We start from the raw sequence: 23,896 nt of genomic DNA on the forward strand, positions 1-23,896 counted from the left end.
TTGGGCAAGTCAAATGTGAAAAAGCCGCGTTCCTCGTTCGAATGCGGCCCTGTTTCTCTGGAGTTGCTTCAGGTTATTCAGGCGTCTGGCTCTGGCCCGACTGACCCGGTTGATTGTCGAGCGTCGGGGGCATTGCTTGCACGGGCATCGCGGGCGGTATCGGCTTGGTAGGTGGCGCCGGTGAGACCGGGGGCAATGCATTGCCGGATGCCGTGGCGCCGGACCGCGTACCCATTTGCGATGGACCGCCACGCACAAACTGCTTGAAGTCCGCGCCGGCCTTCCAGGGGTTCGGTTCGCAGCCGAGCATGTTGTCGCAATGCGCTGCAAAGCCGATGGTCGCTGTGCCCTCGTTGCTGGGCGTCTTGGTGATCTGGTAGGCGAGAGCGCGTTTTCCGCCCGACGGACCTGTTGTCTGGATGATCGAATCGGTGACCGTCTGCAGCTTGTATTCCGAATGGTTGGTCACCCAGACTTGCGCGCGGCCCCACCACGCGTCGCATTCGGCCTTGTTCGTGCAAGTGAGCGGCGCCGTGGCCTGTTCCATGGTTTCGCCGGCAATCTGGCCGTTCGTCGAACACCCTCCGAGCAGCGCGAATGCCACCGCGGCACCAGCCATACCCGTCGTTTTCATCAAGTTTGTTTTCATGTTCCCCGCTCCTTTATTAGCGTTCAGCCGGTCGGTCACGCTCGTAGAAGCAGGAGCGCGGAACTGCCAAATCTGATTCGTCGCTAATTTCAGACCCGATGCAAGCACGAGCGTTTCCGCGCGTTGCGTCCTGTTGCAAAACCAGTAAGGGTTGCCGCTGGTGAAGACTCGCGGCGCGGGAAAAGCTGCTTGAACGGTCTGGACTAGACGCTGATGCGGTTTAGCGTATAAGCCCGATACGCGCCGACGAATGCATCGAACGAACCAATTTCATCGCGTTCGATTCTTGCCTGATCCTCCAGCGACTTGGCCGCGAGCGCTTCTAGCTCGCGCTCGACTTCCGGCTCGAGCGGCCGGCTGCGGAAATGATCGGCGTGCTTTTCGCTCAGTTCGAGCGCGAAAGCATCGAAGCTTTGGCCGCGCTCGCGCATGATCGACAGCACCTGCGCGGACGGTGTCAGCGATACATCCGCCAGCCGTGCCCGCTGGGCATCGAGCGCGAGGATGTGCTCATTGATACCGTGCAGTTTGTCGAGCGCCCGCGCGACCGGCTCGATTGCGTCCAGCAACTCGCCGGCCCAGCCTTGCATGGGCACTTCCCGGCCATCGCGAGCCAGCGTCAGGCCCGGCTTACGGCCTTCCTTCGTGATGCGCGCGAAGTTTTCGTTGGCTTCTTCATTGGCGGGGCGCGGCAACAGCGGACTGTCTTCAAGCGCGCAATACAACAAATACGCGTCCATGAAACGCGATGTCTGCAGCGAGATCCCGGTCGGCTCGAACGGATCGATATCGAGGCAACGCACTTCGATGTACTGCACGCCGCGCGACGACAACGCATGCAACGGCCGTTCTCCCGGCTGCGTGACGCGCTTCGGCCGGATGGTCGAGTAGAACTCGTTCTCGATCTGCAGTACGTTCGTGTTGATCTGAATCCATTCGCCGTCGCGCTGCGTGCCGATGGCTTCATACGGCGGATGAGGCTCGCTGACCGCCTTGGCGAGCACATCGAGATAACCGTCGAGCGTATCGTAGCTAGGCAGCAGCGCGGCTTGCGCCGGGTTGTTGGTGTAACCGAGATCGCTCATGCGCAGGCTGGTTGCGTAGGGCAGATATAGCGTGGTTGCATCCAACGTGTCGAGCGTATTCGGGCGGTCACGCAGGAACTGGCGGTTCAGCGCCGGCGACGCGCCGAACAGGTACATGAGCAGCCAGCTCGTGCGCCGGAAGTTGCGGATCAGCGCGAAATAGCGCTCGGACTGGAAGTCGACCATGTGCGTGGTGCTGCGGCCGTCGAGTGCGGCCCACGCTCGCCACACGTCTTCGTGCAGCGAATAGTTGTAGTGGATCCCGGCAATACATTGCATCGTACGGCCGTATCGAAGCGACAACCCGCGCCGATAAACATGCTTCAGCATGCCGATATTCGACGTTCCGTAGTTGCCGATCGGAATATCCTGGTCGGCCGGAAGCTGGCCGGGCATGGAGTCGTTCCACAGGAGTTCGTCGCCGAGATGCGCGTAAGCGAAACGATGCAGCTCGTCCAGTTTGTCCAGCGTGATCGCCACGTCGTTATCGGCCGGCGTGATCAGCTCGATCAACGCCTCGGAGTAATCGGTCGTGATGAGCGGATGCGTGAGCGCGGAGCCGAACGCCCGCGGATGCGGCGTGGTGGCAAGCGCGCCGTTGCGCGTGACGCGCAGACTCTCCTTCTCGATGCCGCGCAGTCCCCGGCGCAAGGCGGCGCCGGGCTCACCGGCGGTCAGCGCTGCGAGGCGCTCCAGGAATGCACTGCGGGAGGAGGATGAGGAATTCGTATTTGCCATTGCTGCGACGTTTGCGCTCGGCGCGAAACAGCATGCGCCAAATCGGATTTTTGGGTAGCGGGCACTTTAACATCTCAGTGTAAGCCGTGCTTGAAGCCTTGCCGGATAAGGGTTTGCGCGAATTTGGAGTGGTTTCGGGCATTACCCTCGCAGCATGACTTTTCCCGGACCGACGCCGCGTTTGCAGTTTGGCTGCGCCAGCGTGGAATTAATGTCTGATCTTGGGCGGGGTTATCGGCTGATCGAGGACGTTAGGTCAGCCACCCTTGGCCGATCCCGTCCGGTCGGCGATCTCGTTCCACACGTGCAGTGCGGCGTACGCACGATACGGCCGCCAGTTCTCAGCCCGGGCGCGAAGAGCGGCAGCTTTAGCCATCGATGGATCACGCGCCGCGAGCGCCTGCATCAGGATCAGGTCGGTGCCGGGCCACGCGTCCGGATCGCGCAGGGCACGCATCGCGACGTACTCCACCGTCCACGGGCCGATACCCGGCATGGCCAGCAACGCCGCCCGGAGTTCACCCCGATCCGCGCGAGGGTCGTCGAGCGGCAGTGCGCCCGTCGCGACCTCGCGCGCGAAACCCTGCAGCGCGGCCACGCGTTTGCCGGGCATGCCGATCTTGTCGAGATCGACCTGGGCGAGTGCGGCGGGCGTGGGAAAACGCCAGGCGGTATCGGCATGAGCGTGATCGGGAACGGGCGTACCGGCGCGCTGGACGAGCCGGCCAATGATCGTCGATGCCGCCTTGACGCTGACCTGCTGTCCGACGATCGCGCGCACGACCAGCTCGAAACCGGACCACGCGCCTGGCACGCGCAGACCGGGCACGGCTTGCGTGAGCGGCGCAAACCACGGATCGCGGGCAAGATGCGCGGCGATGGCGGTTGCATCGGCGCGAAGGTCGAACATCCGCGTCAAATGCTCGCCGATCGGTTTCGCGTGGCGGCTCGCCGCGCCATCAACTGTGGCAACAAGACACGGCTTCGTTGCATGCCGCGTGACGCTGAGCGTGCCCGGCTCGCGCAGCCATTCGATTGCGCGTTTGTACGCGCCGTCTTCAACCGTTTCGACGCCCAGCGTCGCGCGTCCCGCAAAAAAACGCAGGACGCGCGGCCAGTCATAGGGCTCGACGAAGGGAAGCTGCAGACGAACAGGTTTGATTGCTGAACTATCCGACGCGGTTTTCAATCAGGACGTCTCCGCCGTTTCGCGCGCGGCTTCGTCCCGGCGCTCCTTCTCCGCCGACAACAACGCCACCTTGCGCGCCGTTCCCCATCGATACCCCGCAAGCGCCCCGCCCTTATGCACCACGCGATGACACGGGATCGCAAGCGCCACCGGATTCGACGCGCACGCGCTCGCCACCGCCCTCACTGCACGCGGCGAGCCGACAGCCTCGGCGATATCGCTATAACTGCGCGTCTGACCGTATGGAATCCGCTGCAGCGCATCCCATACACGTTGCTGGAACGCGGTCGCGCTGATATCGAGCGGCAGGTCGAAGTGCTCCCGCGTGCCCCGTAAATAGGCATCGATTTGCGCGATGAACGGCGCGAGCCTCGCCTGATCCTCAATCCGTTCTGCCTCGGATAATTCCAGCGCCAGATCCGCTTCGAGTGCTGCGGGGTCATCGCCGAAAGCTATTTTGCAGATGCCTTTTTCAGTCGCCGCCACCAGCACCGTGCCGAGCGCCGATTGCGCGGTCGCGAAATTCACGACAAGCCCCGCGCCTTTTCGCCGATAAACCGATGGCGTCATCCCCAGCTCGGCGGGCGCAGCGTCGTACATGCGCGATGTCGATCCGAAACCTGCGTCCTGGGTGGCGCGGGTCACGTCGTCGCCGCGTTGCAGGGCGCCGCGCAACGCGTCCGCGCGCCGAGCCGCCTGATATTGCCGGGGCGACACGCCGACCACACGCGAAAACAACCGTTGCAGGTGAAAAGGGCTGACATGCACGGCATCGCTCAATTGCGCGAGCGTGAGGCGTTCCTGCGGATCGGCATCGAGCACTTTGCACGCGCGCTCCACGATCGCCAGTTCCCGCGACAAACCGCCCGGCCGACACCGTTTGCACGCCCGATAACCGGCTGCCTCAGCTTGCTGGACGTTCTCGAAAAACTCGACGTTCTCACGGCGCGGCGGCCGCGACGCGCACGACGGCCGGCAGAACACGCCGGTCGTGCGCACGGCGTAGAAAAATGCACCGTCGGCGCTGGCATCCCGGCTGGACATGGCGTTCCAGCGGGATTCGGCATCGGCGAACGCGGCGGTTTCCTGATTGATTTTCATCACATTCCTCACTAGACGAAGGGTACGTGATTACTGTAACGACGGGCGTTTTACGGGTCGCGCCGGTTCTTGCGCTGTCATTCGCGGCGGACGTCGACGTGATCGCGACGGAATGGCGAATGACGCACAGATGCGACACTTTGGCACCATAGGGGTTTTTACTACGATAAGTGTTGCAACGTACGAACCCACTGTGTAATATCGGAACTGTCTCCTCCATGTCTCCTCCTGATATGGATTCAGCCCGCTCCGCAACGAGTGGGCTTTTTTTCGTCTGCACGTTTCGCGGCAGGCTAGAATTTTCGGATAAAACCGGAGACATTCAATGCAGATCCCTATCCGCGAGATCGATCACGTCGTGATTCGATGCGCAGACCTCGACGCCATGGTCCAGTTCTACGCCACCGTGCTCGGCTGCCCGGTCGAGAAGGAACAGCGCGAACTCGGCTTGATTCAGATGCGCGCCGGGCGTTCGCTGATCGATTTGCTGGCTGTGGGCGCCAAGATCGACCGGCCGGAAAGCGGCACGCCGGGCACGGGGAACAACGTGGATCACGTGTGCTTGCGCGTCGAACCGTTCGATGCCGCCGCACTTCGGGCGCATCTCACGGAGAACGGCGTGCGTCTGGGCGAAGAAGCCCGCCGATACGGTGCTGAAGGTTTTGGCCCGTCGCTGTATTTTTTCGATCCGGAGGGCAACCTGATCGAATTGAAGGGACCGCCCGAGCCGGAGGCTTGAGCGGTTCGCCGCGTCAGCGCGGCGCGCCCTTGAACACCGTCCAGTCGATGGCAACCGGATCCACGCTCGCGCTCCCAAGCGACACCTCGCCATCCTGAATCGTGCATTGCAGCCGCATCGTCCGTTCGGCCAGTGCGCCGAGGGACGCCGCGACGCCATCGGTGAGCGACCAGACGGTCACGTTCTGCATCCGCTCGACCTTCGACTTCACGCCCTGCCACCAGATTTCCGATGTCCGGCCGCCATACGCAATCACGATGACCCGATCCGCGCGCCCGCTCGCCTTCGCGATGCGCCGCTCTTCCGGCTGACCCACCTCGATCCACGTTTCGATTTGCCCCGTGAGATCCTTTTGCCAGAGGTCGGGTTCGTCGGTGTCCGACAGGCCTTTGGTGAATTCGAGCCGCTCGCTCGCGAATAATGCGAAGGCGGCGACGCGCACCATCATACGGTCGTCGGTTTCAGACGGATGCCGTGCGATGGTCAGCGCGTGGTCGCCGTAGTAGTGCCGATCCATGTCGGCGATCTGCAATTCAGCTTTATAGATTGTGGATTTGAGGGCCATACAACACCGGAAAGCCTCGGGTGAGAGGCCGAAAAAGGGATTCGAAACGGGATTCAGCGAAAACGCAGCCAATGCTCGCGTGCGCCGACGCGTGATGATACCGAACGCGTTCGCTCGTTGCGGAAATTAGCGTGAAAGACGTGCGGGAGCACGACGCCGGACTGGCGATGCGGGGGAAATGCAAATCGGCGACAGGCGTCGCCGATTGATTTATGGCTTTGAGTTTATTGCTTGATAAATCGATCTGCGGTCCACATGCCTTGAGTATCGCTATTCGAGGCATTGACGAATTCGACGTCATGACCAATTACGCGCACTACGCGGAAATTTCCTTCTTCCGGTGTCGCCAGACATTGAAACCCGGAGAAGAATTCCTGCATTTTCTGTTGCTCGCCGGCTTGGGCATGCTGATCGGCGGAATCGAATTTATCCTTCGATAAACATCCGTACGAATTAGGCAAGAAACTGAATGTTTGTTGCGGTTGGACTACCTTGTCCTGAGCCTGGACCGAACCCATCAGGGCGGACACACAGATCAGCGCGGCGCCAGCGACAGCACTCTTTCTCATTTATAGCCTCCATGCAACTATCTCTCGGGACGTAGCTATGTATTCAGCGGCTAGTTATTAATATGCAGCATTCATCCTAGACAAGAAATTCGAAAGAGCAAGCATGACTTGTGTGCATTTGCAACACGACCATTTGCCGCATCTTCACTGGCCCCACGTATTTAAATGAGCGGTATTAAATGGTGCAACGCAATCCGCGTAACCATAAAAAATGCCCGGTTGATGAAACCGGGCATTAAACCTCACGAATGAGGGAGGAGACACTTCGCATTACCGGACTTGATCGCTGGTCAGAGTCCATCTCTGTTTAAGCATTTTGTGTGCCGATGCCGTTGCGGGTGGACAGCAAGGGTTTTGTCAGATGAAATGATTTTGTTTTCATGTACTTGGCGTTCATGTCGGTCAGTTCGGACGTGCACGAGGATGCCGGACGAAGCCTCCGCGCATGTTTTTTATACAAAGGGTTGTCAGGACGGTTCTGCCGTGGATTAATCGATGCTTCTTTTCAGGAGCTGACATGACACTTGCCCAATGGCTGCCGTTTGCAATTGCATCGGCGATCCTCGTCGCGATACCCGGACCGACCGTGCTGCTCGTGGTGTCTTATGCGCTGGGACACGGCCGGAAATATGCCTTTGCAACCACCGCCGGGGTCGCGATGGGCGACCTTACATCGATGACCGCATCCATGCTCGGGCTCGGCGTGCTGCTGGCGGCATCGGCGGAAATGTTCATGGTGGTCAAATGGATCGGCGCCGCTTATCTCGTCTATCTGGGCATCAAGCTCTGGCGCGCGCCCGTGATCGATACCGACGCGGTCCGCTCGCCGACCGAGTTGCGCACGGGAAGGATCATTGCCCACGCCTATGCAGTGACGGTGCTGAACCCGAAAAGCATCATTTTCTTCGTGGCGTTCCTGCCGCAATTCATCGATCCACACGTGGCCAGCGTTTCGCAGATTGCAATCATGGAGGCGACGTTCGTTGGCCTGGCGGCGGCGAATGCGTTTGGTTACGCAATGCTGGCATCGGTGGCGCGGCGGGCGATCAGGCGGCCGAGCGTGCAGCGCGGGGTGAACCGGACGGGCGGCGCGTTGCTCATGGGCGCGGGGGTGTTTGCGGCGGCGTGGAAGAAGGCGGGGTGAGTGTTCCAGGTCGAACACTAGCGAACGCTACTTCCCAATACAAAACCGGCTGAAGATCACGCCAAGCAGATCGTCCGAGCTGAACTCGCCAGTAATCGAATTCAACTGATCCTGCGCGAGCCTCAGCTCCTCGGCGAACAAATCCAGCGCCTGCGAGTTCTGATCAGCGTGATCCGCCGCAGTCGCCAGATGCTCGCGAGCAGCGCGCAGCGCGATCAAATGCCGCTCGCGCGCCAAATAGATACTTTCCGCTCCTGCCTGCCATCCGGCGATCTTCAGCAGTTCGTCGCGAAGCAGTGCGATCCCATCGCCCGTCTTCGCCGATAAACGCACCTCGCGCACTTCATCGCCGGCAATTGACGCCGATGCCGCCACGCCCACCAGATCCGCCTTGTTCAACACGCGCACGACCGGCACGCCCGCAGGAAAGCGCGCTGATATGGCGGTATCGTCAGCACTCAGCTTTTCGCGTGCATCGAGCAGATGCAGGACCACATCCGCGCGGCCAATTTCGCCCCACGTCCTTTCAATACCAATGCGCTCAACTTCGTCCTGCGTCTCGCGCAGGCCGGCGGTATCGATGACATGAATCGGAATGCCTTCTATCTGAATGGTCTGCGTGACCTTGTCGCGTGTAGTGCCGGCAATCGGCGTAACGATAGCCAGCTCCGCACCCGCCAGCGCATTCAAAAGCGACGACTTGCCCACGTTCGGCTGCCCCGCAAGCACCACCGACAACCCCTCGCGCAAGAGCGCGCCCTGGCGTGCATCGGTGAGCACCTTGTCGAGCAGCGCGCGGATGCGTGCAAGCTTGCCGCGAGCATCCGCAGCTTCGAGGAAGTCGATCTCCTCTTCGGGGAAATCGAGCGTCGCCTCGACCAGCATCCGCAAGGTGATGACGTCTTCCACGAGCGCATGGATCTGGCGGGAAAACGCGCCATCGAGTGAACGGCCCGCCGATCGCGCCGCAGCCTCCGTGCTTGCTTCGATCAGGTCAGCGACGGCCTCAGCCTGGGCAAGATCGAGTTTGTCGTTGAGGAACGCGCGCCGCGTGAACTCGCCGGGTTCGGCGAGCCGCAAACCGAAATCGCGGCCGGTATCGATAGCCCGCTGCAGCAGCAGTTGCAGCACGATCGGACCACCATGTCCCTGCAGCTCGAGCACATGTTCGCCGGTATAGGAATGGGGCGCGGGAAAGTACATCGCAATGCCGCGATCGATTGCTTCGCCGTGTGCATCGGTGAACGGCGCATAGGTCGCGTGACGCGTGTCGAGCAGCTGGCCGCACAGCGCAAGCATGGCGTGTTTTGCGGCCGCTTCGCCCGAGCGCCCGAACGACAGCCGCACCACGCCGATACCGCCACGACCCGGCGCGGTGGCGATCGCAACGATCGGATCGGAGTCATTGTTGGACATGGTTTTCTCGAACTAAACGGCAGTCAATGAGGCAAGTAATGAGTCGCGGCATTGTAGCGCGGCGACTTGGTTTCGCTTTGCTAAGCAACCCCGCTAAGACAATTCTTAATCTATCTTATGTGGGCTATGATGGATTGGAGGGTGAGTCGGGGATGTGCATCGTTTCGGTGTACGCAAATGTCACGGCTAAGGGGTTTGCACCGTTTGGGTAATCAGCGCTGAAATTGTGATTGTTTTTCCCGAACTCGATAAAAATGCGGAACTTGCGCCATATCTAGCGCAGGTGGTTGACTTTGCAAGTGCGTTTGCCTCGCACAATCGCGACCTATGCCAACACCCCAAGAGAAAGCCGATTTTTCGGATCGGCTCAAATTTTCGATGACACGCGCGCCCGAGAAGATGCGCGGCGCAACTGATCTCGCCTTGCATTTCAATTTGCGATACCACGGCGAACCTGTTTCAGCTCAGACAACACACAAATGGCTGACAGCGCGTTCAATTCCCACCGCCGACAAACTGGCCACGCTTGCAGCGTGGTTCAAGGTCGAGCAACACTGGTTGCATTACGGTCCGCCGCCAAGTGGTACTCCACAAAGCGCGCCAAAGCCCATTGCCCACGATGAAAAATATCCGGCGTCCGAGGAAACGCTGGAGCTTGCATCGAAGATCGAAGCGCTGTCTCCGCATCACCGGTATTTGCTCGAAGAGCTCATTGACCAGTTTTATGGAGCGGGGAGCAAGCGGTAAAACGCCTTTAGCAATTTCCCAAAGGAAAACGCCCGGCAAGCCGGGCGTTTTCTTTCAAACCATTCAGCAAGACCTTAAGCCTTCGCCACTTTCTTCTGCCCCATCATCCGCGTGATGTAGTACTGCTGGGCGATGGAAAGCACGTTGTTCACTACATAGTACAAAACCAGCCCTGACGGGAAGAAGAAGAACATGACCGAGAAAGCCAGCGGCATGAACATCATCATCTTGGCTTGAATCGGGTCCGGCGGCGTGGGATTCAACCGCGTTTGCAGGAACATCGATACAGCCATCAGCACCGGCAAGATGAAGAATGGATCGGCTTGCGACAAATCGTGAATCCAGCCGATCCACGGCGCGCCGCGCATTTCCACCGACGACAGCAGCACCCAATACAGAGAGATGAACACCGGAATCTGCACCACGACCGGCAAACATCCGCCGAAAGGATTGACCTTCTCGGTCTTGTAAAGCGCCATTAGTTCCGCGTTCATCTTCTGCGGATCGCCCTTGTAACGCTCGCGGATCTGCGTCATGCGCGGCGTGATGGTTTTCATGCGCGCCATCGACTTGTAGCTCGCTGCCGACAATGGGAAGAACACCGCCTTGATCAACAGCGTAAGCAGGATGATCGCCCAGCCCCAGTTGCCCACATAGCTATGGATCTTCTCGAGCAGCCAGAACAGCGGCTTGGCGATGATCGTCACCATGCCGTAGTCTTTCACCAGCTCAAGACCCGGTGCAACGCCTTCCAGCATCCGCTCTTCTTCAGGGCCGGCGAATAGGCGCGCTTTCACGTCGACGGTCTGTCCCGGCGCGATGGTCTGCAGCGGCTGCTGCACGCCCACGCGATACAACGCCGGATCGATCTTCTGCACATAGATGTCGCGCTTCACGCCCTGCTGCGGAATCCATGCCGACGCGAAATAATGCTGCACCATCGCGATCCAGCCGTTATCGGCGGAGGGCGTAAACGTTGCCTTGCCCTTGTCGATATCGCTGAAATCGATCTTCTGGAAATGATGCTGATCCGAATAAACAGCCGGCCCGATAAACGTATGCGAGAAGCGCGGCGTTTCCACCGGCGAGCTGTCACGCACGAGTTCCATATAGAGGCGCGGCGTGACCGGCGCGGTGCCGACGTTCTGCACTTTCGTATCGACGTTGATCACATAGCTGCCGCGGGTGAACGTGTAGGTCTTGATGACCTTCACGCCACCCTTGACCGGCGACTCGAACGCAAGCGACAACGTGTTGCCGTCGCCCATGGACGTCTGTCCGCCGGGAACCAGCGTGAAGACGTCGTTATGGTTCGGGAAATCGCCGCCGAGCAGGCCCGTGCGCGCGAGGTACGTGTGCGTGGCGGTGTGATCGAACAGGGTGATGTACAGGTCGGGCTGCTTGCCGTCGCCTTCCTTCACGAGCGAAAGCTTCGAGAGCGTGCCGCCACGTGTGTCGATGTCGCCGGAATACACGTCCGTCGTGAACTTCACCAGTTGTGCAGCGCTGGCGGCTGGTGCGTTTGCACCAGGAACCGCTGCGGCGCCGGGAGCTGCGGGCGAACCCGGAGCGCCAGTCGTGGCGGGCAGATCGGAGGCTTGCGTGCCCGGAGTCGTGGTTCCCGGTGCTGCCGTGCCGGCCGTCTTGGTCGGGACGGCGCTCGGGAAGAACATCGACTGACGCCCATGGTCACGTTGCCAGTTGTCGAACAGCATGACAGCCGACATGAAAAAGATGACCCAAAGGACGGTACGTTTGATATCCATGCGTTGTCTCAGTGTCGATCGAAGAGCGCGTTGTTGGCGCCGTTTGGGTTTGAACTCACCGGATTGGCCTTGTCTGTCAGTGAAGACGGATCAGGCGGATTCGATGGGCTCGGGGCAGAGTCGTCGACCGGGCCGGCCGCTGACACGCCATCCTGCTGAAAGCAGCTGGCGGCGGACGGGGGCACGGGGACCAGATCGATGCCGCCAGCCGAAAACGGATGGCAGCGGCACAGACGTTTTGCTGCGAGGAATGATCCACGCGCGGCGCCATGATACTGGATTGCTTCGCGCGCGTAGTCAGAACACGATGGGTAAAAGCGGCACCGGTTGCCGAGCATGGGGCTCACAGCAACCTTGTAAAAGCGCAATAAGGCGATCAAAGCCGTTTTTGCCGATTTTTCAAACAGTGCCGTTTGCATGGATTTAGCACCAGCGACTTCGTCCGGGGACCGGTTTTCAGTCTGGCGCTGCTCAAGAGCCCGCAGGCGTGGGTGGATCAGTGACGATAGCCGATGCACTTTGCTCCGCCATGCGTCGCGCGGCTTCGCGCACGGCACGGTCGAGCAGACCGTCGATCTCCTCGCGACACAACTCGCGCAGCGGCGGCGATTTCGCGCTCGGCATGGCCTTGCGGTCAATCTTGGCGTGCATGCGCAGCAGTATGTCCCAGCCGCCAAGCTCCGCGCGCCTGAGCCTGAAGGCTTCACGGGCGAGCCGCTTGATCAGGTTGCGCGTGACCGCGCGCGGCGCACACTTCTTGCCGATAACCAGTCCAAGCCGCGCTTCATTGCCTGTCGGCTTGCCGTACAGGACGAAATGCGGAGACCGGCGCCAAGGGCGCAAACGAAAAACGGATGAATATTCATCCGTTTTCAGCAGCCTTGCGGCTTTGGGGAACGCGGCTCGTGCTTGCAACTGACCGATTTCCTGTCCGGAGCGCGTCATGCAGTGCACCTCCGGGTCATCGCTCGCGTCGGGGCGAATGCTGGCGGGCGCTGTTGATGCCGTAAGCGGCCCTGACAATGGCGACCTGAACCCGGCGACCTTAAACTGCCAGGCGCTTGCGGCCCTTCGCACGGCGAGCGTTGATGACCTTGCGGCCACCCGCGGTCTTCATGCGAACGCGAAAGCCATGGGTGCGCTTGCGGCGGGTAACGGAAGGTTGGTAAGTGCGTTTCATGTTGGTCTCACTTGGGTAAAAACGGACCGCGCGGCATAACGAAGCGACATAAAAATTGACGCACCGGCCGGTGGTACAGGAATTCGGGTTTTGCGGAACCCGCTATTTAAACCGTTTTCCTATTGACCGTCAATAGGTTACGGTGCATGCCCCCGGTTTTCGAGGGGAAGTCCACAGGTCAGTTGATTCAGTACGCGAGATGGTCCGTCCCTGTGGATAACTCGCGCCGCGGTTGCATTTGGCGTTAGAATCTCCCCTCAATCCGACGCAACCGCACGTAGTCCCGGTCCTCTGTACCGCCTGCAAAGCCAGGCTGGGCAAGACTTCGGGGTATGCTCGCCCGCGCGCTCCAGGCTTTGCAGCCGGGCAGCGGCGAGGGCGGCGGCAGGACTCGCGGCAACCCTAACGACTGCACTCGATGACCGATTTTTGGCAACACTGTTCCGCATTGCTGGAGCGCGAACTCACGCCGCAGCAGTACGTCACGTGGATCAAACCGCTGGCCCTCGTCGATTTCGACGCCGATGCGAGCACGCTGCGCATCGCCGCGCCCAACCGGTTCAAGCTCGACTGGGTGAAAAGCCAGTTTTCGGGCCGTATTGCCGACCTGGCCCGGGATTTCTGGAAGGCGCCCGTCGACATCCAGTTCGTCCTCGATCCCAAAGCCACCGCGCGCAAGGCGATGGGCGGTGCGCCCGCGCCCGTGCCGGCGGCATCGTCGCCTGCACAACAGCCGCCGCGCCCGCAGGTCGAAGCGTCTTCTTCGGACAGGCCGAACGGCGGCCACGCGAACGCCAGCGCCCACATCAATGCGCTCGCCGCAGAGGCCGCGCAAGACGCGCAATCGCGGCAACACAACGACCAGTCGGATCACGCCGATCTCGACCTCCCGAGCCTCGACGCGAACGAAGCCGCCGCCGCGCGCCGTACATGGCGGCCGGGCGGCACGGCGTCATCGAATGGGGAAAACGATTCGGCTTACGAGCGCTCGAAGCTCAACCCCGTGCTCACCTTCGATAACTTCGTGACGGGTAAAGCGAACCAGCTCGCCCGCGCAGCCGCGATCCAGGTCGCCGACAACCCCGGCATCTCGTACAACCCGCTGTTCCTGTATGGCGGCGTGGGGCTGGGCAAGACGCACTTGATCCACGCCATCGGCAATCAGTTGCTGCAGGACAAGGCCGGCGCGCGCATCCGCTACATTCACGCGGAGCAATACGTGTCGGACGTGGTGAAGGCCTACCAGCGCAAGGCCTTCGACGACTTCAAGCGTTATTACCATTCGCTCGACCTGCTGCTGATCGACGATATCCAATTCTTCTCCGGCAAATCGCGCACGCAGGAAGAGTTTTTCTACGCGTTCGAGGCGCTGGTTGCCAACAAGGCGCAGGTGATCATCACCAGCGATACCTATCCGAAGGAAATTTCGGGCATCGATGACCGGTTGATTTCACGCTTCGACTCCGGCCTGACGGTTGCAATCGAGCCGCCGGAACTCGAAATGCGCGTGGCCATCCTGATGCGCAAGGCGCAATCGGAAGGCGTGAGCTTGTCCGAGGACGTGGCGTTTTTTGTCGCAAAACATTTGCGTTCGAACGTGCGCGAGCTCGAAGGCGCACTGCGCAAGATCCTGGCGTTTTCGCGCTTCCACGGGCGCGAGATTTCCATCGAATTGACGAAAGAAGCGCTGAAAGACCTTCTGACGGTGCAAAACCGCCAGATTTCGGTGGAAAACATCCAGAAGACGGCGGCGGACTTCTACAACATCAAAGTCGCCGACATGTACTCGAAGAAGCGCCCGGCGAACATCGCGCGGCCGCGGCAGATCGCAATGTACCTGGCCAAGGAACTCACGCAGAAAAGCCTGCCGGAAATCGGCGAATTGTTCGGCGGCCGCGATCACACCACTGTGCTTCATGCGGTGCGGAAAATCTCCGCCGAACGTGGCACGGATGCCCAGTTGAACCACGAATTGCACGTGCTCGAACAGACGCTCAAAGGTTAGCCGGGCGTTCCTGAATTCGTGCCGGAAACGGGACCTGTTTATTGACGAAATTGCCCCCATTTTCGGGGTAAGGGCAGGTTTTGAGGCACAATATGGGTTTGACCGTCCAGCGGCGCTGGGCGGCGTTTTGGCGTAAGCCTGGCACGTGCGGGCGGCAGTGACCGCAGGCACGTGACACGAGACCGTTCCAAAGCAATCCATGCGGTGGCAAAGCGCCCATGAAAGCGGTGGCGAAAGCGGCGGACGGCCGACATTTCAACGAAGGAACTCTATGCAACTGGTCAAGACCGAACGAGATAATCTCCTAAGGCCGCTGCAAACCGTGAGCGGAATCGTCGAGCGCCGCCATACGTTGCCGATCCTCGCCAATTTGCTGATCACCAAGACTGGCGCCGACGTGTCGTTCCTCTCGACCGATCTCGAACTTCAGATCACCACGCGTGCCGACTTCGGCACCGGCAGCGATCAGGTTGCGACCACCGTCGCCGCGCGCAAGCTGCTTGACATCCTGCGCGCCATGCCGCCAGGGGAAGTGTCGCTGGATCTCACCGACAAGAAGCTGACCGTGCGCTCCGGCAAAAGCCGCTTCGCGCTCCAGACGCTTGCTGCCGACGAGTTCCCGACCGTCAACCAGGCGACCGAATTCGGCGCGAGCCTGTCAGTTCCGCAAAAGACGTTCCGGCAGTTGCTTGGCATGGTCCACTTCGCCATGGCGCAACAGGACATCCGCTACTACCTGAACGGCATGCTGCTGGTGGTCGACGGCGACCAGTTGATGGCCGTTGCAACGGACGGCCACCGGCTTGCGTTTTCATCGATGAAGATTGAAGGCGGCACGTATGCGCGCCAGGAAGTCATCATCCCGCGCAAGACCATTCTGGAACTGCAGCGCTTGCTGGAAGACATCGACGACTCGCTCGTGATCGACATTGCCGCGAGCCAGGTCAAGTTCACGTTCGGCCAGGTCGAACTCGTGTCGAAACTCGTGGAAGGCAAGTTCCCCGACTTCCAGCGCGTGATCCCGAAGTCGCACAAGAACACGTTCCTGATCGGCCGCGAAGAACTGCAGCGTTCGCTGCAGCGCGCGGCGATTCTGACATCGGACAAGTTCAAGGGCGTGCGCTGCCTGATCGAGCCGGGCCAGTTGAAGATCATGTCGACCAACGCCGACCAGGAAGAAGCGCAGGAAGAACTGGAAATCGCGTATCAGGGCGACAGCGTGGACATTGGCTTCAACGTCACGTATCTGCTCGACGTGCTCGCGAACCTGAAGATCGACATGCTGCAAGTGAGCCTTGGCGACGCAAGTTCGAGCGCCCTGATCACGATTCCCGAGAACGACGAGTTCAAATATGTGGTGATGCCAATGCGCATCTGACGCGGCCAAAACTAAAAACTTTCCAAGGGGCGCACTGCCCCTTTGGCATTTTTAAGGTGTTTCGAAAAGTCTCGTGCAGCGACCGCGCAGCAACCCCCGCAGTGACCGCCCAGCGACCTAGTACTGACCCAGTAGCGACCCTGTAGTGACGCAGAACCGGAAAAAAACCCATGACTGAAAACCCTATTTCGCAACCCGACAACGCTTACGGCGCATCCTCCATCCAGATCCTCGAAGGTCTGGAGGCGGTCCGCAAGAGGCCGGGTATGTATATCGGCGATACGTCTGATGGCACGGGTTTGCATCACCTCGTTTTCGAAGTGCTGGACAACTCGATCGACGAAGCGCTCGCCGGACATTGCAACGACATTCACGTCACCATTCACGCCGACAACTCCATCTCCGTGACCGACAACGGCCGCGGTGTGCCGACCGGCCTCAAGCTCGACGACAAGCACGATCCCAAGCGCAGCGCCGCCGAGATCGTGATGACCGAGCTGCACGCCGGCGGCAAGTTCGACCAGAACAGCTACAAGGTGTCGGGCGGCTTGCATGGCGTGGGTGTGTCGTGCGTGAACGGCCTGTCCGAATGGTTGCGTCTGACCGTGCGTCGCGACGGCAAGAAGCACTTCATGGAATTCCATCAAGGCGTGGTGCAGAACCGCGAACTCGTGACCGAAAACGGCATCACGTATTCCCCGATGCATGTTGTTGGCGACACGGAAAACCGCGGCACCGAAGTGCATTTCATGCCGGATATCACCATCTTCGGCAACGTCGAATTCCACTACGACATCCTCGCCAAGCGCATGCGCGAACTGTCGTTCCTGAATAACGGCGTGCGGATTCGCCTGACCGATCAGCGCAGCGGCAAGGAAGACGATTTTGCGTTTGTCGGCGGCGTGAAGGGCTTCGTTGATTACATCAACAAGACCAAGCAGGTGCTGCATCCGACCGTGTTCCATGCGGTGGGCGAGAAGGACAACGTCACGGTCGAAGTAGCCATGCAGTGGAACGACAGCTACAACGAAAGCGTGCTGTGCTTCACGAACAACATTCCGCAGCGCGACGGCGGCACCCACTTGACCGGCCTGCGCGCGGCCATGACGCGTGTGCTCAACAAGTACATCACGGATCACGATATCGCGAAGAAAGCGAAGATCGAGACGAGCGGCGACGACATGCGTGAAGGTTTGTCGTGCGTGTTGTCGGTGAAGGTGCCGGAGCCGAAGTTCAGCTCGCAGACGAAGGACAAGCTGGTGTCGTCGGAAGTGCGCGCGCCGGTTGAAGACGTGGTCGCGAAGGCGCTCGAGGACTTCCTGCAAGAAACGCCGAACGACGCGAAGATCATTACGAACAAGATTATCGATGCAGCGCGTGCCCGCGACGCCGCTCGCAAGGCGCGTGAAATGACGCGTCGTAAAGGCGTGCTCGACGGCGTCGGCTTGCCGGGCAAGCTGGCCGATTGCCAGGAGAAGGATCCGGCGAAGTCGGAGATCTACATTGTCGAGGGCGACTCGGCAGGGGGATCGGCAAAGCAAGGGCGTGACCGGAAGTTCCAGGCCATCCTGCCGCTGCGCGGGAAGGTGCTCAACGTGGAGCGTGCGCGTTTCGACAAGCTGATTTCGTCGGAGCAGATCGTCACGCTCGTGACCGCGCTCGGAACAGGGCTCGGCAAGGACGACTACAACCTCGACAAGCTGCGCTATCACCGCATCATCATCATGACCGACGCGGACGTGGACGGTGCGCACATCCGGACGCTGCTGCTGACGTTCTTCTACCGGCAGATGCCGGAGATCGTCGAGCGCGGGTTCATTTATATCGCGCAGCCGCCGCTCTACAAGATCAAGGCGGGCAAGGACGAGCGGTATCTGAAGGACACGCACGAGCTGAACCAGCATATGTTGAAGCTGGCGCTGCAGGGCTCCGAGCTGATTCCGAGCGAAGGCGCGACGCCGATTACCGGCGACGCACTAGGTGAACTTGCGCGTGCCTACCTCTTGGCGCAGGCGGTGGTGGATCGCGTCAGCCGGTTCTATGACGTGAACGCGCTTGAGGCGGTGATGGACGGCATTGTGCTGGATCTGTCGACACAGGAATCGACGGTGGCTTCTGCTGCGGCCTTGCAGGCTGCGTTGCGTGCGGATCCGTTGAAGCCTGAAGTGACGGTCGAGCCGTCGTATGACGCGGTGCGCGAGATCCGGTCGTTGCATATCAATCGCCGGCATCACGGGAACGTGAAGGTATCGGTGATCGACGAAGACTTCCAGTTGACCGCCGACTACAAGCAATTGCAGACGACGGCGAATACGTTCAAGGGCTTGATCGGGGCGGGCGCGTTGATCAAGCGCGGCGAACGGTCGATGGCCGTCAGCGACTTCAAGAGCGCCATGAAGTGGCTGATCGCGGATGCAGAACGCAACGTGACCAAGCAGCGGTATAAGGGGCTGGGCGAGATGAACCCGTCGCAGCTTTGGGAAACGACAATGGATCCGACGGTGCGGCGTCTGTTGCGCGTTCAGATCGAGGATGCGATCGCGGCCGACGGCATTTTCACTACGCTGATGGGTGACGATGTTGAACCGCGTCGTGCGTTTATTGAGTCGAATGCGTTGCGGGCGGGGAATATTGACGTTTAATGGTTCACGTGGGAGGAGACCTGCCGGGTTAGCTCCCGTGCATTCATGAACAATGGAAAGCGCTGCCGTCGTTAAGACGGCGGCGCTTTTTTATCTGCTGATGTTTTGAAAACCGGAATTATCCAAGCAGCATTTATTCAGCAGAAGTTTGGTTCCAGAACGCGGCCGGCGGTCACGTTCAATCGAAACAATCCTGTATTTCATTTCAATCAGACAAACGGCCTCAAAATAACTGACTTAACAAGATTGACGGTTATTTGTCACATGTATGTTTGACTTGATCACAAAGCAGAGAGGAACGATTTACGTCACTTACCGAACATAACTTTGTTTTTACGCCCATTAAGCTGCTCCGAACTTTCAGGAGTATCGTGGATGCGTAAAAATCCTTTATCACTCGAACTGAATACTCCGTACTATTTGAAGGGTGCACTTGGCGCCGACGGAGCGAGCAGCCTGACCGGGTCCGGGACCGGCACCGACCTTGATAGCGTGCGTCTCGACGCCGAAAACATCGCACTCTGCGTCGATCTGGATCACACGTTCACAGATACCGATCTGCTGCTCGAATCGTTTCTTCTGCTGATTAAGAAGAATCCGCTTTACGTGTTCATGTGTTTCTTCTGGCTTTTGAAAAGCAAAGCGTGGCTGAAGACGCAGATTGCCAGTCGCGTTGTCATGGATGTGGCGGTGCTGCCGTATAACACCGCGTTGCTCGCGTATTTGCGCGACGAGAAAGCCCACGGCAGGAACCTCTATTTATGCACGGCGGCCAACTGGACACTCGCGCAAGCAATCGCAGACCATTTCGGCATTTTCACCGGCGTGATGGCAAGCACCAATGTGCTTAATCTGTCCGGCAGTAAAAAGGCCAACGCTTTAGTCAGTCAATTCGGCGTTCGGGGATTCGATTATTGCGGCGACGCAATGGTCGATGTGCCCGTGTGGAAGCAGTCGCGCCGCGCGATTGTCGTAGGACATAAAAAAATCGCCGCAGCGGCCGGGAAGGTCAATGACAGCATTGTTTTCTTCGAGAAGAAGAGTGAGCTGCTGAAACTGATCGTAAAGGAGATGCGCGTCTATCAATGGGTGAAGAACCTGCTGATATTCGTGCCGCTGCTTGCCGCACACCGCTTTACCAGTGTCGACCCGCTTATGGCTGCGGGGATCGCGTTCGCGTCGTTCAGTCTGTGCGCTTCGTCGGTCTATCTGCTTAACGACCTTCTCGACCTCGACGCTGATCGGCGGCACGCGCGCAAGCGCAACCGCCCGTTTGCGTCCGGGAAACTTCCTGTTTCCCTGGGCCTTGGACTGTCGCTTGCACTGATGATGGGCAGCGCGGCGCTTGCCGCGCTGCTGCCACCCAAGTTTGCGTTCGTGCTCGGCGCGTATTTTGCCGCTACGCTTGCATATTCGTTCTTCCTGAAACGTCACATCCTGATCGATGTCTTCACCCTGGCTGCGTTGTACACCGCTCGAATCTTCGCGGGCGGTGCAGCGGATGACATCGTGTTGTCGTACTGGCTCGTGCTGTTTTCTGGCTTACTTTTCCTTAGCCTGGCGATGGTCAAGCGCTACACCGAGCTCGACGCGCTTGTGCGCAGCGGCTCGACCGCTGGTTCGGCGGCCGGACGCGGGTACCTAGCGCAAGACATCATGATTTTGTGCGCATTCGGCACGGCATCGGCGTATGCCGCCGTACTCGTGCTCGCGCTTTATATGAACTCGCCGGAGATCACCGCGCTTTATACCCGCAAGCCCGCGCTCTGGCTGCTCTTTGGCTTGCTGCTGTATTGGATCAGCCGGGTGTGGATGCTCGCGTTTCGCGGCCAGATGAACGACGATCCAATCGTGTTCGCTGTGAAGGACCGCACCAGCCTGCTTGTCATCAGTCTGTGCGTGCTGTCAGTGATGCTGGCCATCTAACGGACCAGCCCTCTTATATGTCGATCCTGTTACTTCTGATCAGCGGCTCGTGCAGCGCGTTAGCGAGCATCCTGCTGCGCGTCGCGAGCCAGTATCCCGTGGTTGGCGCCAGTGACATCGTCACGTTGGTGCTCGCGCGGCCAAACATGATGCGTGTGGCAGCGTTGAGCGCGTACGGCATTGGTTTCCTGCTGTATGCGCTGGCGTTGAAGCGCGTCGAACTGAGCGTCGCCTATCCGGTGATGGTGGCGGTCACGGTCATCGAACTGTTCCTGTTCAGTTTGTGGAGCGGCGACGGACTCTCGATGAAGACGATTTCCGGCGCAGCCTTGCTGATTGCCGGCGTGTGGCTGCTCTACTCGGCGCGCGCAACGCCGGCTTGAGGCGATGGACCGCCGCGCCGTATGCACGACACGAAAATGCCCAATATCATGAAACAGACAAGAGGTAGGTCATGAAACCCGCAGGGCATCGTTCTCCTTCTCCGGCTGAGTATCGCCGGTATGTATTCCTCTTTTTCGTCTGCTTCTTCGTGTTGTTGTCGAGCGGACGGCTCGGCAGCAGCGACGCGGCCGGCCAGTTGCAGTCGGCCGAGTTGCTTGCGACCACCGGCAAGCTGGGCACAGTGGAATCTGCGGCCACCGTTGGATGGGTCCCGAGTACAAACGGGCTCGTCTACGAAGCGCATGACGTCGGCGCGCTCGCGTTGATGCTGCCGGGCGCGTGGGTCGCGGCGAAACTGAGCCACGCATCGAACGATGAGCTTTTTCGCGATCCTCCCGTGATCGCCAAGGTGATCACCGCCCTGATCTATGCGCTCGTCAGCGCAATCGGCGCCACGTACCTATGCCTGCTGCTGGCGCGTTTCTACGGCGCGAAGCAAGCATTCGTGCTCAGCCTGCTATTCGCATCCGGCACGTTCTATCTGCCCTATGCGAAGGTTGCATGGGACGTCGCGCCCGCTGCGGCGATGATGTGCGTCTTCCTTTACTGCCTGCACGAGACGCAGCGCGTCGATGCAACCCAGCGCATATTCGCCGCAACCGGTCTGGCGCTCGCGCTGCTGTGTTCTTTTCGCTTTTCGCTCGTGCCTTTCATGGCAGTGACGCTGGCATGCCTTGCATGGCCCGATCGCGCGCGATGGAGCAAATATGTGGTGCTTGGCGCGACGTTTTTGGCTTGCATGCTGCCCGACTTCATCTACAACTTCGTGCGCACGGGGTCGCTGCTACGCCCGGCCACCGCTACCGCGTTTTACCTGAACGGCAACAATTCTCTCGCCGGTAATATTCCAGCCGGCTTGCTTGGTCTTTTCTTCAGTGGCAATCACGGGGTCGTGTTTTATGCTCCGCCGTTGCTGCTCGCGCTGCTGTTGCCGATCGCATGGCGTGGTTTGGCGCGTCCTCAACAAAAGTTCATTGCTGCAACGATGGCCGGGTCGGTGCTCTACCTGTTGCTGATTGCCAAGATGGTCAACTGGGGTGCGTTCGGCTGGGGACCGCGCTATTTGCTGCCCGTGTTGCCGATATGGTTCATCGCGGCAGCGCCGGGGTTTATGGTGATCAAGAGCCGTTTGCCGCATGTCGCGACGGCGCTGGTGATCATCGCCGCAGCGTGGAACTTGCCGGCCGCGACGGTCAACTGGAACACGGTCGTTGCCGAATTCCCTAACGCGGACATTCCGGAGGCGCGCGGCTTTTATTCCATCGATGGAATATGGACGGGTTTCTGGCAGGGTCTCCGTGGACAGCCGCTCAACTTCGCGAAGACCGAGCCGGGTCAGCTCGATAACGCGGCCCGGCGCTTTCCGGACATATGGACGGCGCGGCTGATCGAAAAATCGGCAACGGCACGGATGGCGGGCATCGCGATCGTGTTGATCCTGCTGGGCGGGATGAGTTTCGCGGCGCGCGGAATTCTGCGCGCCGCGATGCGCAAGTCTCGCGGCAGTGCGGCCGTTTATGCCGGCAACGAGAAAGCAGTGGATGGCATCAACGACGCGGAGCCATCGGCACAGCGGTGAGGGTAGGCGCCCGCCTCAAAGTTCATCCAGTCGCGCGCGGATGCTTCCCGCCCTTTCCTCAAGCCCGGCCTTCGCTTCCCCATCCATCCTGTCCAACTGCTTATAAACCATCGCCAGCCTCGGATTCCCCTTCAACCGCCCGCTATTGCGCTCAAAAAAATCCCAGTACAGCGCGTTAAACGGACAAGCCGTTTCGCCCAGCCGCGCTTTCCTGTCGTAAGCGCACCCCTTGCAGTAATCGCTCATCTTGTCGATATACGCCGCGCTGGACGCATAAGGTTTCGTCGCCAATCCGCCGCCATCGGCAAACTGGCTCATGCCGAGCACGTTCGGCATCTCGACCCATTCGTACGCGTCCACGTACACACCGAGATACCACTCGTGCACTTCAACGGGATCAATTCCCGCGATCAGCGCAAAATTGCCGATAACCATCAACCGTTGTATATGGTGCGCGTGTCCATTTTCAAGCGATTGCCCAATTGAATGTTTCAAGCATCGCATGTTCGTCTCGCCGTTCCAGAACCAGACTGGTAGCTTGAGCGTATTGCCGAACACATTCGATTTTCGGTACTCCGGCATCCGCGTCCAATACACACCGCGCATGAATTCGCGCCAGCCGATGATCTGCCGAATGAACCCTTCGACGGCCGGCAACGATGCATGTCCATCCCGATACGCCCGTTCCGCCCGGGCTACCACTTCGCGCGGATTCAGCATCTTCGCGTTGAGCGAAAACGACAGCAGCGAATGGAACAATCGCGGCGCGTGCGTGCTCATTGCGTCCTGGTAATCGCCGAAATCCGGAAGCGCATCTTCTATAAACGAATCGAGTTGCGCCAACGCTTCATCGCGATTCAGTGGCCACGGCAGTCGATCCTCACATGGAGATCCGAAGCTCTTTACGCCCGCGTCGACAATCGTTTTCCAGAGCGCTGAATGATCGTGCGCAACGCGGGGATCAGCGGGCTGTGATGGCTTTCCAGGCCACGACTTCCGATTGTCGTGATCGAAGTTCCACTGGCCGCCGGAAG

The 23,896-nt window shown here is 59.8% G+C and carries 19 protein-coding genes and 2 pseudogenes (1 of these 21 cut by a window edge); 9 read left to right on the forward strand and 12 right to left on the reverse strand.

Annotated elements, in window-relative coordinates; translation table 11 throughout:
* Nucleotides 1–73: 73 nt before the first annotated feature.
* The 4 genes from ACFFAR_RS00215 to ada form a co-directional block, all read right to left on the reverse strand.
* Complete coding sequence (locus ACFFAR_RS00215) at nucleotides 74–649, reverse strand: hypothetical protein (RefSeq protein WP_236873379.1); 576 nt, start codon at nucleotides 647–649, stop codon at nucleotides 74–76.
* A 203-nt stretch (nucleotides 650–852) separates the two neighbouring features.
* Nucleotides 853–2,472 (reverse strand): glutamate--cysteine ligase, encoded by a 1,620-nt coding sequence (gene gshA / locus ACFFAR_RS00220; protein WP_174364386.1) that lies wholly within the window; start codon nucleotides 2,470–2,472, stop codon nucleotides 853–855.
* 256 nt (nucleotides 2,473–2,728) lie between these two features.
* Nucleotides 2,729–3,661: a DNA-3-methyladenine glycosylase 2 family protein gene (locus ACFFAR_RS00225; RefSeq protein ID WP_174364385.1), complete on the reverse strand. Its 933-nt coding sequence runs from the start codon at nucleotides 3,659–3,661 to the stop codon at nucleotides 2,729–2,731.
* The gene (ada, locus tag ACFFAR_RS00230; protein WP_174364384.1) at nucleotides 3,662–4,762 is read right to left on the reverse strand and encodes a bifunctional DNA-binding transcriptional regulator/O6-methylguanine-DNA methyltransferase Ada; all 1,101 of its coding nucleotides are present in this window, start codon (nucleotides 4,760–4,762) and stop codon (nucleotides 3,662–3,664) included.
* A 325-nt stretch (nucleotides 4,763–5,087) separates the two neighbouring features.
* Here ada and ACFFAR_RS00235 point away from each other — a divergent pair, with 325 nt between their 5' ends.
* Nucleotides 5,088–5,501, forward strand: coding sequence for a VOC family protein (locus ACFFAR_RS00235; RefSeq protein ID WP_174363094.1), 414 nt, complete (start codon nucleotides 5,088–5,090; stop codon nucleotides 5,499–5,501).
* Nucleotides 5,502–5,514: 13 nt separating this feature from the next.
* Here the strand turns inward: ACFFAR_RS00235 and ACFFAR_RS00240 are convergent, their stop codons facing one another.
* Together ACFFAR_RS00240 and sap1 are read right to left on the reverse strand one after the other, a co-directional pair.
* A complete protein-coding gene (locus ACFFAR_RS00240) occupies nucleotides 5,515–6,066 on the reverse strand; it encodes a YaeQ family protein (protein WP_075359100.1) in 552 nt (183 codons plus the stop codon).
* Nucleotides 6,067–6,290: 224 nt separating this feature from the next.
* On the reverse strand, nucleotides 6,291–6,635 hold the full coding sequence (gene sap1, locus ACFFAR_RS00245; protein ID WP_075359099.1) for a surface attachment protein Sap1: 345 nt from the start codon (nucleotides 6,633–6,635) through the stop codon (nucleotides 6,291–6,293).
* A gap of 517 nt (nucleotides 6,636–7,152) precedes the next feature.
* Between sap1 and ACFFAR_RS00250 the strand changes: the two genes are divergently transcribed.
* Nucleotides 7,153–7,779, forward strand: a complete 627-nt coding sequence (locus ACFFAR_RS00250; protein WP_174363093.1) for a LysE family transporter — start codon at nucleotides 7,153–7,155, stop codon at nucleotides 7,777–7,779.
* A gap of 27 nt (nucleotides 7,780–7,806) precedes the next feature.
* On the opposite strand, the gene mnmE is transcribed toward ACFFAR_RS00250, so the two are convergent.
* On the reverse strand, nucleotides 7,807–9,195 hold the full coding sequence (mnmE, locus tag ACFFAR_RS00255) for a tRNA uridine-5-carboxymethylaminomethyl(34) synthesis GTPase MnmE (RefSeq protein WP_375507374.1): 1,389 nt from the start codon (nucleotides 9,193–9,195) through the stop codon (nucleotides 7,807–7,809).
* A gap of 327 nt (nucleotides 9,196–9,522) precedes the next feature.
* Between mnmE and ACFFAR_RS00260 the strand changes: the two genes are divergently transcribed.
* Entirely contained in the window at nucleotides 9,523–9,942 is a 420-nt protein-coding gene (locus tag ACFFAR_RS00260; RefSeq protein WP_062168507.1) for a hypothetical protein, read from the forward strand.
* Between the two features lie 74 nt (nucleotides 9,943–10,016).
* Here ACFFAR_RS00260 and yidC read toward each other — a convergent pair whose 3' ends face one another.
* From yidC to rpmH, 4 genes and pseudogenes are all read right to left on the reverse strand, one after another.
* Nucleotides 10,017–11,708: a membrane protein insertase YidC gene (yidC, locus tag ACFFAR_RS00265; RefSeq protein ID WP_062168509.1), complete on the reverse strand. Its 1,692-nt coding sequence runs from the start codon at nucleotides 11,706–11,708 to the stop codon at nucleotides 10,017–10,019.
* A 173-nt stretch (nucleotides 11,709–11,881) separates the two neighbouring features.
* Nucleotides 11,882–12,127: pseudogene (gene yidD / locus ACFFAR_RS00270) on the reverse strand (membrane protein insertion efficiency factor YidD); the annotation flags it as partial.
* Nucleotides 12,128–12,179: 52 nt separating this feature from the next.
* Nucleotides 12,180–12,653: a ribonuclease P protein component gene (gene rnpA, locus ACFFAR_RS00275; protein ID WP_174363091.1), complete on the reverse strand. Its 474-nt coding sequence runs from the start codon at nucleotides 12,651–12,653 to the stop codon at nucleotides 12,180–12,182.
* A gap of 100 nt (nucleotides 12,654–12,753) precedes the next feature.
* A complete protein-coding gene (gene rpmH / locus ACFFAR_RS00280; RefSeq protein ID WP_006998755.1) occupies nucleotides 12,754–12,888 on the reverse strand; it encodes a 50S ribosomal protein L34 in 135 nt (44 codons plus the stop codon).
* Nucleotides 12,889–13,306: 418 nt separating this feature from the next.
* On the opposite strand from rpmH, the gene dnaA reads away from it, so the two are divergent.
* The 6 genes from dnaA to ACFFAR_RS00310 all read left to right on the forward strand — a co-directional run bounded on the left by dnaA (nucleotide 13,307) and on the right by ACFFAR_RS00310 (nucleotide 22,862).
* Entirely contained in the window at nucleotides 13,307–14,893 is a 1,587-nt protein-coding gene (gene dnaA, locus ACFFAR_RS00285) for a chromosomal replication initiator protein DnaA (protein ID WP_062168515.1), read from the forward strand.
* Nucleotides 14,894–15,164: 271 nt separating this feature from the next.
* A complete protein-coding gene (gene dnaN / locus ACFFAR_RS00290) occupies nucleotides 15,165–16,271 on the forward strand; it encodes a DNA polymerase III subunit beta (protein ID WP_062168517.1) in 1,107 nt (368 codons plus the stop codon).
* Between the two features lie 170 nt (nucleotides 16,272–16,441).
* Nucleotides 16,442–18,913: a DNA topoisomerase (ATP-hydrolyzing) subunit B gene (gyrB, locus tag ACFFAR_RS00295; protein WP_075359096.1), complete on the forward strand. Its 2,472-nt coding sequence runs from the start codon at nucleotides 16,442–16,444 to the stop codon at nucleotides 18,911–18,913.
* A gap of 375 nt (nucleotides 18,914–19,288) precedes the next feature.
* Nucleotides 19,289–20,839: a UbiA family prenyltransferase gene (locus ACFFAR_RS00300; protein WP_174362420.1), complete on the forward strand. Its 1,551-nt coding sequence runs from the start codon at nucleotides 19,289–19,291 to the stop codon at nucleotides 20,837–20,839.
* Between the two features lie 17 nt (nucleotides 20,840–20,856).
* On the forward strand, nucleotides 20,857–21,222 hold the full coding sequence (locus ACFFAR_RS00305) for a ligand-binding protein SH3 (protein WP_174362421.1): 366 nt from the start codon (nucleotides 20,857–20,859) through the stop codon (nucleotides 21,220–21,222).
* A gap of 71 nt (nucleotides 21,223–21,293) precedes the next feature.
* Nucleotides 21,294–22,862 carry a hypothetical protein gene (locus tag ACFFAR_RS00310; protein WP_174362422.1) on the forward strand — a complete coding sequence of 523 codons (1,569 nt, stop codon included), beginning with the start codon at nucleotides 21,294–21,296 and terminating at the stop codon, nucleotides 22,860–22,862.
* 15 nt (nucleotides 22,863–22,877) lie between these two features.
* Here ACFFAR_RS00310 and ACFFAR_RS00315 read toward each other — a convergent pair.
* Nucleotides 22,878–23,896 (reverse strand): annotated as a pseudogene (locus tag ACFFAR_RS00315) (cryptochrome/photolyase family protein) (it continues 522 nt past the right edge of the window).

This window comes from uncultured Caballeronia sp., from assembly GCF_964243625.1.
GTDB lineage: Bacteria > Pseudomonadota > Gammaproteobacteria > Burkholderiales > Burkholderiaceae > Caballeronia.